The sequence below is a fragment of the Dokdonia sp. Hel_I_63 genome (genome assembly GCF_007827285.1).
Taxonomy (GTDB): Bacteria; Bacteroidota; Bacteroidia; order Flavobacteriales; family Flavobacteriaceae; genus Dokdonia.
In genome coordinates this window covers 1,829,063-1,841,540 of the sequence record NZ_VISD01000001.1, presented here as the reverse complement: position 1 = coordinate 1,841,540, position 12,478 = coordinate 1,829,063, and the positions used below count along the sequence as shown (strand labels likewise).

Below are 12,478 nucleotides of genomic sequence, written 5' to 3'. Positions count from 1 at the left end.
TTTCTACAGCGCTTTTACCATTAGAGGACATCCCATGTAACCACTTAAACTTATTTAAAATTGCAGTCTATAATAGCTACTAAGTTAAAGGTAATAATGACTTTTATTAATCCGTTGCATGAAGAATGCAGCGGCAGTTATATTTCAGAAATTAGTAACCTATAAACGGTGATTTCTACCTACTCAACGAGAAGTAGCGAAGTACATTAATTACTAATTTTAAACTATTATAAAATATTTAATTTTACATGCAATTATGTATCTCTAACTATATTTAATAGTAAGTAACGACCACATAAACAACTTCTTATAAATCCTTATGACCGAAGATGAAAACAATCACTATGAAAGCGGAATAGATGAATGGCGCAAGCTCCCTGTTTTTAGACAAGGCGTTGTGATTCTTCATCTTGTAGAGCATATCATAGAAGGTATTAAGCTAGAGGACAACAATCCTAACTCTCAATATAAAAAAGCGCTCTACCAGCGATATACAGAACAAATGATGGATAATGCGATTCTTATTCCATCTGCCATAGCCACTGCTCACGGAGTAGATCTGTATGACCTCAAAATGGAGAATGCTACCGTAGTAAGAAAGGCGGCTAGAGAAATCATTCAGGATTCAAAAGGTTTACTAGCCTCTAACTATAAAGATGTTGAGTATCTCGATTTATTAGGAGATGCTATTGAGATGCTTAGACCTATTTTTGCTCGCTGGGTTCAGACCTTTGATGCCACTCAATATATCATTGATAGATGGGGCCTCTTTAATCCCCCAGGTGTAAACTTTGATGATCCCGCCCAACTAAAGAACATAGACCCAAACACATTTTTAAATAATCTAGATGAAGATGATGACTGGGAGGATAGTGAGGACGAAGGCTTAAAAAATTAAGCTTCTTTGCTATTTAAGAATAGGATTTTGAGCAACTACGTGAGAAAGCACTATTTGCGTTTTTGACTCCCCGTACGATATCACTCTATCTATAAATTGCTCAAGGTGTTTTTGATTTCGCAACACGACTTCCATCACAATATTTTCATTACCTGTAATACGATAGCAATTCACTACCTCTTCCCATCCTTTTACGTTTTCTAAAAAAGGTTTCAACTTCCCCATAAAAGCTCTTATCGTAATAATTGCTTTGAGTTGATACCCCAAAGCCTCCTCAGAGACTTCTGCCTTATAACCTAGTATTATCCCTGCATCTTCCATCTTTCTTATGCGCTCTCCTACGGCTGGCGAACTTATTCCTACTTGGGTAGCAATTGCAGTGTTAGACTGTCTCGCATTTTCTTGCAAACATTTTAAAATACGATTATTAAGTGCATCTACCATATAATTTAAACTTCAAGGTTAATAATACAATATTCTTAAAGCAAAAATAGCATTCTGCTTAATAAACCAAATTTACAATAAGTATTCTGATTGTATTTTTACTTTACGATGAAAATAGTTCAAGAACCACAGTTTAAGCAATCTTTTGATATAAAGCGCCACGCTTTATACAATGAGGCTATGGATCTTTTTACGCTTTCGCGAAAGCTGTCTAATGGAAATTTGCAACACAGTATTTTAAACTGTCCTTCAGAAAAAGAACTTGCCACAAATCTATCTGAATTTATTTCACACACAGCACTATCACTACCTATGTCTATTGCCGAAGCCGCAATAACTGCCGACTACTCAAAGAAGCTTTATTTTCAAAAACATATTGAAGAACGCGTAAGCCAACTTTCTAAACTTTGCAAAAAGCTCGAAGTCCTTTACCGCAATCGCTGTCATAGTGTACAACAATTAGCACATACAGCTCATAAGCTTGAGACAGGATTTAAAAAGTGGTCGTTACAGTTGACTAGCCAAAACTAGCACGATAAATTTTCCCAACGTCTCCAGGGAAATTGTCAATATATTAAGAATGCCTTGTTAAATATCGTTAAGCAAACATCTGGATTTCAGCAATCCACCTACTTTTAACATTGAACAACTATAAAACCAATTGTTATGAGAGATATTATATCCCTAATTGTAGTACTCCTAATTATAGGCTGGCTCGTAGGCTATTTTGGCTTTGGAGATGCAGTAGGAAGTTTAATTCACATTTTACTCGTACTAGCTGTAGTAGGCATTCTCTATAGACTAGCAACCGGAAAAAAGTTATAAAAACAAATTAATCAATAAACCATAAAACAATGACTAAGAAATTTTTAACACTAGCAGCAATCGCAATTTTTACACTTTCATTTTCAAGCTGTAGAGAAAAAACTACTGGCGAAAAAGTAGGAAACGCAGTAGAAAATGCAGTAGATGACGTAGAAGATGCAGTAGATTAATCGCATCAAAATTTTTAATAGAAAAGCCTTTCCAAAATGGAAAGGCTTTTTTTGTTTCTCATGTTATCAAGAAAAAATGCGTTTTGAAGAATTGCTCTGCAAAACGCATTTTAGAATGAGGGATTTATTTGGAGAACTTGCGGTAAGCTATTTATCAATCTTAAATGACTCAACACATTTAAGAACCATTATATAATATGATATACGCTAGAAAGATTGTATTTGGATTACTCAGCACAAAAAAAAGTTCTATTTATAATTGACTTACAACTAGTTACTACTTAATTACAAAATTATCTCTACTAAGATGTAAGCGTTCCCATAAAGCTCCGTCCAACCGAGCATAAGAATTTCAAATGGTAAAGCTTTAGTGATCACTATAACCACCATGAAATTACTAAACTGATTTTTAAAAAAACATTTACGTTCAAAATCCAATACAATGAAAAAAATAATTTCAATTTTCGTACTTATCTTAACGGTTTCTTTTTCTGCACAGGCGCAAGATAAAAGGATGAAGGAGAGCTCAAACAAAGTAATCGCATTAGAGCAAACTAAAGGAGAGTTTACTCAAAAGCAAATCGTAGTAAGTGAAGGAACTTACACGTTTTCAATTGCAAATAACAATGTAGGTACAGATGTAGGTTTTGTGTTAGTACCTAAAGGAAAAGATATTTCTAATCCAGAAAATCACATCAAAACTGCCTATGTAACTGCAGTAGTACCTAACAATACAACAGGAACTTCAAACGTTACAAAACTTACTAAAGGTGAGTATGTTTACTTCTGCCCACTTAACAAGACATCTACAGACAACGTTCTTGTAGTACAGTAATCTATAATAAATATAGCAAAGCCCTGTATAATCTTATACAGGGCTTTTTTTTAGTTATTTTTGTAACTCAAAAATAACACTATGAAATTATACTCAATGCTTCTTGCATCTTCTCTAGTTATATTAAGCTGTAAAGAGGAGAACACCACAACTATAGGAGACACCAATAACTTAGAAGTTGAAGCTACATTCACACCAACCACAGAGGCAGAAAAAGTTGCTTATGCAAACGGTCTAGCAAACTGGAAAGATGTAAAACAACTTGACTTTACATTTAATGTAGATCGCAACGGTGCTACTGTAGCAAGTCGTTCATGGTCTTGGAAACCAGTCACAAATGATGTGACTATGATTGCCGCTGGAGATACCATTTCTTATAATCGTGCTACCGTAGACAGCACCTCTATGCAAGCAGACCAAGGGTTTATAAATGATAAATACTGGCTTCTTGCTCCTTATCAACTTGTTTGGGATGAAGGAACTTCAATAAAAGTAACCGACAGTGTTATGAGTCCGCTTTCGCGAAAGCAAACTAAAAAACTTACTCTTCTGTACGGAAATGAAGGAGGTTACACACCAGGAGACGCCTACGACTTCTACTATGGCGATGACTACGTAATTACCGAATGGGTATTTAGAAAAGGAAATGCTACTGAACCTTCTATGGTTACAACTTTTGAAGGATACAAAAATATCGAAGGGCTTTCTATAGCTACAGATCACAAGAGTGAAGATGGTAGCTTTAGACTATACTTTACAGATGTAAACGTCATCAAATAATATGAATTTTAAACAAAAAAAGAACAGCCCAAAGTGGAACTTAATCACTCTGGGCTGTTTTATTATCATCTGTACCACAATGCTCTATTATGGCGATTATGGTACTTTAAGCAAGAACGCAGCTTCGGTTGCTGGGATTCCACTTATTCTAGGAGTTGCAACAGCTTTGCTATATGTTTTATCAAGACTCATTGGTAAACGATATAACTGGATTATTACTATCCTAGGTATCATGAGCATGCTCATGATAGCGCTTCCTATTTTCTTTGGAGCCGCAAGACACGCTTAATTATTTTTTCTTAGACATTGCTCTGTGACGTTCGCGTGCTAGCAATGTATTCTTAAGCAACATTGCGATTGTCATAGGTCCTACTCCTCCAGGTACTGGCGTGATAAAACTTGCCTTTTTACTTACAGGCTCAAAGTCTACATCTCCAGTAATATAATAACCTCTCTCACGAGTTTCATCTGGTACACGAGTAATCCCCACATCTACAATTACAGCTCCATCTTTTACCATTTCGGCTTTAAGGAATCCAGGAACTCCTAGTGCAGTAATAATGATATCTGCTTGTGATGTAATTTGCGTTATATTCTTAGTATGACTGTGTGTTAAGGTAACAGTAGAGTTTCCTGGGAAGCCTTTACGCCCCATTAATATACTCATAGGTCTACCTACAATGTGGCTACGTCCTATAACAACGGTATGTTTTCCCTTAGTCTCTACACCGTAGCGATCCATAAGCTCAAGGATACCAAATGGCGTTGCAGGGATAAATGTACTCATATCAAGAGACATCTTTCCAAAGTTTGTAGGATGAAAACCATCTACATCCTTATCTGGATCTACTGCTAGTAATACTTTTTGAGTATCAATTTGAGGAGGTAATGGCAACTGCACTATAAAACCATCGATATCTTCGTTCTGGTTAAGCTCCTCAATTTTGTCTAGCAATTCAATTTCACTAGTCATGTTTGTCATGCGCACCATAGTAGACTCAAAACCTACACGCTCACAGGCACGCACTTTACTTCCTACGTATGTAAGAGAAGCTCCATCATTACCTACAATCACTGCAGCAAGATGAGGAACTTTCTCACCGTTTGCTTTCATTTTATCAACTTCGGCTTTGATTTCATTTTTAATGTCGTTTGAAGTTTTCTTCCCGTCAAGAATAGTCATAGGTAATAGCGTTATGGTTTAGTTTGTATTCATATAAATTAAAAAGACACCCGTTATGGGTGCCTTTTAAGGATATTGTTATTTCATTTGATTCATCATCTGCATCATCTTGCGGCCTCCGCCTCCTTGCATCATTTTCATCATCTTACTCATTTGATTAAATTGCTTGAGTAACTGATTTACTTGTTGTACCGAAGTACCAGATCCTTTTCCTATGCGCTTTTTACGACTCGCATTAATTGAGGAAGGATTTTCACGCTCACTAGGCGTCATGGAGTGAATGATTGCTTCTATATGCTTAAAAGCATCGTCATCAATGTCTACATCTTTGAGCATCTTTCCGGCACCTGGGATCATTCCCATTAGGTCCTTCATGTTACCCATTTTCTTTACTTGCTGGATTTGCTTTAAGAAATCATCAAAACCGAATTGGTTTTTTGCAATTTTCTTTTGAAGCTTTCTAGCTTCTTCTTCATCAAACTGCTCTTGTGCTCTCTCTACAAGTGACACAACATCTCCCATTCCAAGAATTCGATCTGCCATACGTGAAGGATAGAATACATCTATCGCTTCCATTTTCTCCCCTGTACCTACAAATTTAATAGGCTTGTTTACTACAGATTTAATAGAAATTGCTGCTCCACCTCTTGTATCTCCATCTAGCTTTGTAAGGATAACCCCGTCAAAGTTAAGAATATCATTAAAGGCTTTTGCTGTATTTACAGCATCTTGACCAGTCATCGAGTCTACTACAAAGAGTGTCTCTTGTGGTTGTATTGCAGCATGAACGTCTGCAATTTCTTTCATCATCACCTCATCTACAGCAAGACGACCTGCTGTATCAATGATTACTACGTTGTGACCGTTTGCTTTCGCGAAAGCGATACCATCTTGAGCAATCTTTACAGGGTTCTTCTCGTCACGATCAGAATATACATCTACCTTAATCTGATCTCCTACTACGTGTAACTGATCAATAGCCGCTGGACGATATACATCACAGGCTACTAATAAAGGTTTTTTTGTCTTCTTAGTTTTAAGAAAGTTTGCAAGCTTACCTGAAAAGGTTGTCTTACCAGAACCTTGTAAACCTGACATTAAGATAATAGATGGAGTGCCAGAAAGATTAATTCCTTCTGCATCACCTCCCATTAATTCTGTAAGCTCATCTTTTACAAGCTTCACCATTAACTGCCCTGGTTGTAGGGTCGTTAATACATCAGATCCTAAAGCTTTTTCTTTAACACGGTTTGTAAATTCCTTTGCAGTCTTAAAGTTAACATCTGCATCTATAAGAGCACGACGCACTTCCTTAAGTGTCTCTGCAACGTTTACTTCCGTAATGCTACCGTGACCTTTGAGTACGTGTAGGGCTTTATCTAACTTATCACTTAAATTATCAAACATAGTTATCTGCTATTGTAAAGGTTGCAAATTTAAGGATTTGTAGTGGTTTATCACTCCTATAATAATTACAGATTCTATAAAAATGTGTAGAAAACTACTTAATAACTAGAAGCAATGCAATGAGCGCCACTAGTACAATTGATTCATGCTTGCGCTTAACTTCTTATAAGATGGGATAGTAAGCAAGGAACTGCTATTTACATGAAGAGCTAATAGGCTCAGCACCAACTCTAATAAGAAAATCAAACAGCTTTTAAACATGAGTTGTAACAAACAAAAAAAGCCTCCCATAAAAGGAGGCTTTGAACTTGATAAGAACAAGAAACTACTTCTTGAACTTAGCGTATTTGTTTTTGAACTTATCAATACGTCCAGCTGTATCTACAAGCTTAGCTTTACCTGTATAGAATGGATGTGAAGTTCTAGAAATTTCTAATTTTATTAAAGGATACTCAGTTCCTTCAATCTCAATAGTTTCTTTAGTATCTGCAGCAGACTTCGTTAAGAACACCTCTTCATTAGACATGTCTTTAAATGCTACTACTCTAAAATTTTCTGGGTGTATATCTGCTTTCATTATAATCGTACTTAAAAATTATTCTATTTTTCGAGGTGCAAATTTACATAAATTTTAAAAATGAGCAACTATTTTTTAAAATAAATATTACCTATTTCACGAAGTTACGATTTTTCTACGCTCGGTGTAACGATATTGTATATTTGTCTACTAACTGACCATAACCAAAACAACCATTATTATGATATTAGAAGACAAACCAACATCTGCAAAAGATGTAATGCTCAAATTTGGTCTAGTACTAGGTATACTAGCTATTCTCTTTAATGTAATACTATACGTGACAGACAACTTCCTTGCCCCTCACTGGTCATTAGGAATTCTCAATTTTGTAATGACTGTAGTCGTTATTATTCTAGCTTTAAAAGCGTTTAAAGAAAGTAACGGTGGCTTTTTAAAACTTGGACAAGCGATTAAAATTGGCCTTGGAGTTTCACTTATAGCAGCACTTTTAGGTGCACTGTGGGTTCTCGTACTTACTCAAGTTCTCGAACCTAACTACTCAGAGTTAGCGCTTGATGCAATCCGCACTCAAATGATTGAGATGTACCCAGATATGACAGACTCACAAATTGATCAGACTATTTCTTTTCAAGAACCTTTTACTAAAATTGGCTTTATGATTCCTATTGCGATCATGTTGTCATTATTTTTTGGATTTATTATCTCTTTAATAGGAGGATTAATAATGAAAAAAGAAAACCCATACGCAGACGCTTAAAAATTATTTATGCAAATATCTGTTGTCATACCTCTTCTCAACGAGGAAGAATCACTTAAAGAACTACACCATTGGATTTCAGAAACTCTGGAAACCAATGGTTTTTCTTATGAAATCCTATTTATAGATGATGGAAGTACAGATGCTTCTTGGGAGGTGATTGAAACGCTTTCGCGAAAGCGTAATAACATCAAAGGAATTCGCTTTAACCGTAACTACGGTAAATCTCAAGCCTTACATGCAGGTTTTGAAGCTGCCGAAGGTGATGTAATTATCACTATGGATGCAGATTTGCAAGACAATCCAGAGGAGATTCCAGACTTATACAGAATGATTACCGAAGATAAGTATGACCTGGTCTCAGGATGGAAAAAGAAACGCTACGACTCTGTAATTGCAAAAAACTTACCTAGCAAACTATTTAATGCAGCGGCAAGGAAAACAAGCGGACTCAAACTACACGACTTTAATTGTGGCTTAAAAGCTTATAAAAAAGAGGTCATCAAAACTGTAGATGTATATGGTGAGATGCACCGTTACATACCCGTACTTGCTAAGAATGCAGGGTTTTCAAACATAGGTGAGAAAGTAGTACAACATCAAGCTCGTAAGTATGGTGAGACTAAATTTGGTATGGAACGCTTTTTAAATGGCTTCTTAGATTTACTCACGATTTGGTTTTTAGGAAGTTTTGGAAAGCGACCTATGCATCTTTTTGGAGCACTAGGCGTACTAATGTTTGTAATAGGTTTTGGATTTGCCGGATACTTAGGTATAGATAAAGTATTCTTTCATAGAGCGGGCAGACTGATTACAGAGAGACCACAATTTTATATATCACTTGTTGCGATGCTTATGGGTATTCAACTATTTATTGCTGGCTTCTTAGGCGAACTCGTACTAAGATCAAAACGTGATAAAAAGAGATACAATATTAAAGAGACTTTATAATACATAACTCAACACGTAGACATCCCTCGTAGTGAGCTTTATAAATTATAACAAAATCGTACTTTTGTTAGTAAACAACATACATTCTTATGGTATACCACGATCCCGCTATTTTAGAAAAAGCAAATGCATGGCTTACAGAGACCTTTGATGAGGAAACTCAACAAGCCATTAAAGAAAATATCGCTCACAATCCAGATGAGCTTGCAGATAGTTTCTATAAAAATCTAGAATTTGGTACTGGCGGTATGCGCGGTATCATGGGAGCTGGAACTAACAGAATTAATAAATATACCTTGGGAAAAAACACTCAAGGTCTATCTGACTACCTACACAAACAGTTTCCTGACAAAAAAATAAAAGTCGCTATTGCTTATGATTGCCGTCATAACAGTAAAGAACTTGCTCAGGTGGTTGCAAATGTATTTTCGGCAAATGGGATTAAAGTATTCCTATTTTCTGACCTGAGACCTACACCAGAATTAAGTTTTGCTGTGCGTCATCTAGATTGCCAGTGTGGTATTGTACTCACTGCAAGTCACAACCCGCCAGAATATAACGGTTACAAAGTGTACTGGGAAGACGGTGGACAGCTGGTACCACCACAAGATGCAGAAATAATAGCTATTATTGAAGCGCTTGATTTTAGCGCTATAAAATTCAAAGGAGATGACTCCCTTATTGAACTTGTAGATGAAGAGGTAGATAAAGCCTTTGTAGATGCAAGTGTTGCAAATGTATCTTTTGGCCTTACTAATGAAGTAAAGGAGAACTTAAATATCGTTTTCACCTCGTTACACGGTACCTCAATCACACTCGTGCCAGACACATTAAAACAAGCTGGTTTTACCACTCTTAACATTGTAAAAGAACAAGAAGTACCAGATGGTAACTTCCCTACTGTAGTTTCTCCTAATCCAGAAGAAACTGCTGCTCTTAAAATGGCGCTTGAACTAGGAGAAGAAAAAAAAGCAGATATTGTCATAGGCACAGACCCAGACTGTGATCGACTAGGGATTGCTGTGAGAGGAGATGATGGCAAGCTTACCATTTTAAATGGTAATCAAACCATGATCTTAATGACAGATTATTTATTAGAACGCTTTCGCGAAAGTGCGGATCAACACTCATCACCATTTATAGGAAGCACCATCGTATCTACACCTATGATGGATATTCTTGCTGCAGCGTATAATGTAGAATGCAAAACAGGCCTTACAGGCTTTAAATGGATTGCCAAAATGATTGAAGATTATCCTAACCAACACTTTATAGGTGGTGGTGAAGAAAGCTTTGGATATATGGTAGGTGACTTTGTAAGAGATAAGGATGCTGTAACCGCTACCCTACTCGCTTGTTCAATTGCTGCTCAAGCAAAAGAAGAAGGACAAACACTGTTTGAAAAACTTAAAACACTGTACGTAAAACACGGTTTTTACAAGGAAACATTAATTGCTCTTGTAAAAAAAGGACAATCTGGCGCAGCAGAAATCAAACAAATGCTCAAAGATCTTCGTCTTGAGCCTATGAAAGAAATTAATGGAAGTAAGGTGATACGTGTAGAGGACTATCAATCATCTATAAGTCGTGACCTTATTACTGGAGAAACCACTACCATTGATGTTCCAAAGTCTAATGTACTTATCTTTTATACAGAAGACGGTAGCAAAGTTGCCGCGCGACCAAGTGGCACAGAACCTAAAGTAAAGTTTTATATAAGTGTAAATGCTCCACTAGCTTCGTTAAATGAGTATGACACAATTTCTGCTTCATTAGATAAACGTCTTGCTGGTATAAAAAATGCATTAGGCGTTTAAACAACTCAAAATTTCGCGCAAGCGGAAACCCTCTATGGAATATTTTAAGAAGATTCTCAAGTTTGCCATTCCTTATAAGAAATACGGATTTTTAAATATTTTGTTTAATATTTTATATGCTCTTTTTGGTACGCTAGCTTTCGTTTCGCTTATACCTATGCTTACAGTGCTACTTAAACAAGTAGACCCTGTGAGAGTAAAACCTACTCTTGAATCTTCCAGCAGTTTTAAAAGCTTTTTAGATGACTCTCTTAACTATTTTATCAATACGCAAACTGATCTGCATGGTGACGTGTATGTATTAGGTATAATGGTTGGACTTGTCATTGTCACCTTTTTATTAAAAAATGTCTTTGGATACTTAGCAAACTACTTCATCACCTATCTAAGGAATGGAGTTCTTAAAGACATCCGTAATAAGATGTACAACCGTATCGTCAATCTTAATTTAAGTTTCTACTCAGAAAAAAGGAAAGGAGATACTATTGCAAGAATCACGTCTGATGTTCTTGAAGTGCAACATTCTTTCTTATCAATACTAGAGCTTTTTATAAGAGAACCTCTTACTATTCTTTTTGCTATAGGTACTATGTTGTTTATGAGTGCACAACTGACTCTTTTTGTATTTATTTTCATACCTGTGGCTGGATTTATAATTTCTAAAATTGGAAAAAGCCTCAAAAAGAAATCAGGTCAAGTACAGACAGAACAAGGATATTTCTTGTCTCTAGTAGAAGAAACACTAGCCAATCTTAAAATTATAAAAGGATTTGCAGCCGAAGATAGAATGGAAACTAAGTTTCAAACCTCTACTACTAATTTTGAAAAATACAGCAATACTCTTACACATAGGCAAAACTTAGCATCTCCCGTAAGTGAGTTTTTGGGAATTACAGTAATCGGAATCTTATTATGGTACGGCGGCAATATGGTGTTAGATGGTTCTGGAGGACTAGATGGAGCTCAGTTCATTGTTTATATGGGATTAGCATACCAAATTTTAACCCCTGCAAAATCTATTGCAAAGGCTAGTTACTCGGTTAAAAAGGGAGACGCTGCTGCCGCTCGTATTCTAGAAGTATTAGAAACTGAAACAACTATAAAAGACAACCCCAGAGCGATTAGTAAAGATACATTTGACAGTCGTATAAATTTAGAGGGCATCTCTTTCAAGTATGATGAGGAAAGTGTACTAAAGAACTTTACACTTAATGTAAAGAAAGGACATACTGTAGCACTTGTAGGTCAATCTGGTTCTGGAAAAAGTACAATTGCAAATCTAGTTACTCGTTTTTATGACGTTAATGAAGGAAACATAAAAATAGACAATACAGATATAAAAGATATTTCTAAAAAATCTCTACGTAACCTCATGGGGTTAGTCACTCAAGACGCTATTCTCTTTAATGACACTATACGCAACAATATAAATCTAGGTAAAGAGAACGCCACAGATCAAGAAATCATCGATGCATTAAAAATTGCCAACGCTTGGGAGTTTGTACAAGACCTTCCTAAGGGGCTTGATACTAATATAGGTGATAGTGGTAATAAATTGAGTGGTGGGCAAAAGCAGCGCCTCTCAATCGCTAGAGCGGTTCTTAAGAATCCACCTATAATGATTCTTGATGAAGCTACCTCAGCACTAGATACGGAGAGTGAGCGTCTCGTGCAGAAAGCGCTAGAAAATATGATGAAGAACAGAACTTCTATTGTAATTGCTCACAGACTTTCTACTATTCAAAATGCAGATGAGATTGTGGTCATGCAAAAAGGAGAAATTGTAGAGCAAGGGAAACATCAAGAGCTTATTGATAAGAAAGGAATGTATCACAAACTAGTATCAATGCAATCTTTTGAAGAGGCTTAG

15 protein-coding genes are annotated in these 12,478 nt (G+C 36.2%); 11 read left to right on the top strand and 4 right to left on the bottom strand.

All coding sequences use genetic code 11. The annotated features are described in order from the left end of the window. Nucleotides 1–319 precede the first annotated feature (319 nt). Nucleotides 320–898, top strand: coding sequence for a hypothetical protein (locus JM84_RS08105; RefSeq protein ID WP_144783621.1), 579 nt, complete (start codon nt 320–322; stop codon nt 896–898). A gap of 9 nt (nt 899–907) precedes the next feature. Here the strand turns inward: JM84_RS08105 and JM84_RS08100 are convergent, their stop codons facing one another. Further along, nucleotides 908–1,342: an Lrp/AsnC family transcriptional regulator gene (locus JM84_RS08100; protein ID WP_013749537.1), complete on the bottom strand. Its 435-nt coding sequence runs from the start codon at nt 1,340–1,342 to the stop codon at nt 908–910. Nucleotides 1,343–1,450: 108 nt separating this feature from the next. Between JM84_RS08100 and JM84_RS08095 the strand changes: the two genes are divergently transcribed. From JM84_RS08095 to JM84_RS08075, 6 genes are all read left to right on the top strand, one after another. Next, nucleotides 1,451–1,873 carry a hypothetical protein gene (locus tag JM84_RS08095; RefSeq protein ID WP_144783618.1) on the top strand — a complete coding sequence of 141 codons (423 nt, stop codon included), beginning with the start codon at nt 1,451–1,453 and terminating at the stop codon, nt 1,871–1,873. 135 nt (nt 1,874–2,008) lie between these two features. Beyond that, on the top strand, nt 2,009–2,167 hold the full coding sequence (locus JM84_RS08090; RefSeq protein WP_035337578.1) for a lmo0937 family membrane protein: 159 nt from the start codon (nt 2,009–2,011) through the stop codon (nt 2,165–2,167). A 29-nt stretch (nt 2,168–2,196) separates the two neighbouring features. Next, complete coding sequence (locus tag JM84_RS15375; protein ID WP_013749540.1) at nt 2,197–2,337, top strand: hypothetical protein; 141 nt, start codon at nt 2,197–2,199, stop codon at nt 2,335–2,337. 442 nt (nt 2,338–2,779) lie between these two features. Further along, a complete protein-coding gene (locus JM84_RS08085) occupies nt 2,780–3,172 on the top strand; it encodes a cupredoxin domain-containing protein (RefSeq protein ID WP_144783615.1) in 393 nt (130 codons plus the stop codon). Between the two features lie 81 nt (nt 3,173–3,253). Beyond that, nucleotides 3,254–3,952, top strand: coding sequence for a hypothetical protein (locus JM84_RS08080; RefSeq protein WP_144783613.1), 699 nt, complete (start codon nt 3,254–3,256; stop codon nt 3,950–3,952). Nucleotide 3,953: 1 nt separating this feature from the next. Then, nucleotides 3,954–4,241, top strand: a complete 288-nt coding sequence (locus tag JM84_RS08075; RefSeq protein WP_144783611.1) for a hypothetical protein — start codon at nt 3,954–3,956, stop codon at nt 4,239–4,241. On the opposite strand, the gene JM84_RS08070 is transcribed toward JM84_RS08075, so the two are convergent. The 3 genes from JM84_RS08070 to JM84_RS08060 form a co-directional block, all read right to left on the bottom strand. Then, nucleotides 4,242–5,135 carry a bifunctional 5,10-methylenetetrahydrofolate dehydrogenase/5,10-methenyltetrahydrofolate cyclohydrolase gene (locus JM84_RS08070; protein ID WP_108878511.1) on the bottom strand — a complete coding sequence of 298 codons (894 nt, stop codon included), beginning with the start codon at nt 5,133–5,135 and terminating at the stop codon, nt 4,242–4,244. 78 nt (nt 5,136–5,213) lie between these two features. Beyond that, nucleotides 5,214–6,542: a signal recognition particle protein gene (gene ffh / locus JM84_RS08065; RefSeq protein WP_144783608.1), complete on the bottom strand. Its 1,329-nt coding sequence runs from the start codon at nt 6,540–6,542 to the stop codon at nt 5,214–5,216. Nucleotides 6,543–6,867: 325 nt separating this feature from the next. Next, complete coding sequence (locus JM84_RS08060; RefSeq protein ID WP_013749546.1) at nt 6,868–7,119, bottom strand: type B 50S ribosomal protein L31; 252 nt, start codon at nt 7,117–7,119, stop codon at nt 6,868–6,870. Nucleotides 7,120–7,300: 181 nt separating this feature from the next. Between JM84_RS08060 and JM84_RS08055 the strand changes: the two genes are divergently transcribed. From JM84_RS08055 to JM84_RS08040, 4 genes are all read left to right on the top strand, one after another. Continuing rightward, on the top strand, nt 7,301–7,840 hold the full coding sequence (locus JM84_RS08055; RefSeq protein WP_013749547.1) for a DUF4199 domain-containing protein: 540 nt from the start codon (nt 7,301–7,303) through the stop codon (nt 7,838–7,840). Nucleotides 7,841–7,849: 9 nt separating this feature from the next. Then, nucleotides 7,850–8,791 (top strand): glycosyltransferase family 2 protein, encoded by a 942-nt coding sequence (locus tag JM84_RS08050; RefSeq protein ID WP_144783605.1) that lies wholly within the window; start codon nt 7,850–7,852, stop codon nt 8,789–8,791. An 89-nt stretch (nt 8,792–8,880) separates the two neighbouring features. Beyond that, nucleotides 8,881–10,608: a phospho-sugar mutase gene (locus JM84_RS08045; protein WP_144783603.1), complete on the top strand. Its 1,728-nt coding sequence runs from the start codon at nt 8,881–8,883 to the stop codon at nt 10,606–10,608. A 34-nt stretch (nt 10,609–10,642) separates the two neighbouring features. Next, nucleotides 10,643–12,478 carry an ABC transporter ATP-binding protein gene (locus tag JM84_RS08040; RefSeq protein ID WP_144783600.1) on the top strand — a complete coding sequence of 612 codons (1,836 nt, stop codon included), beginning with the start codon at nt 10,643–10,645 and terminating at the stop codon, nt 12,476–12,478.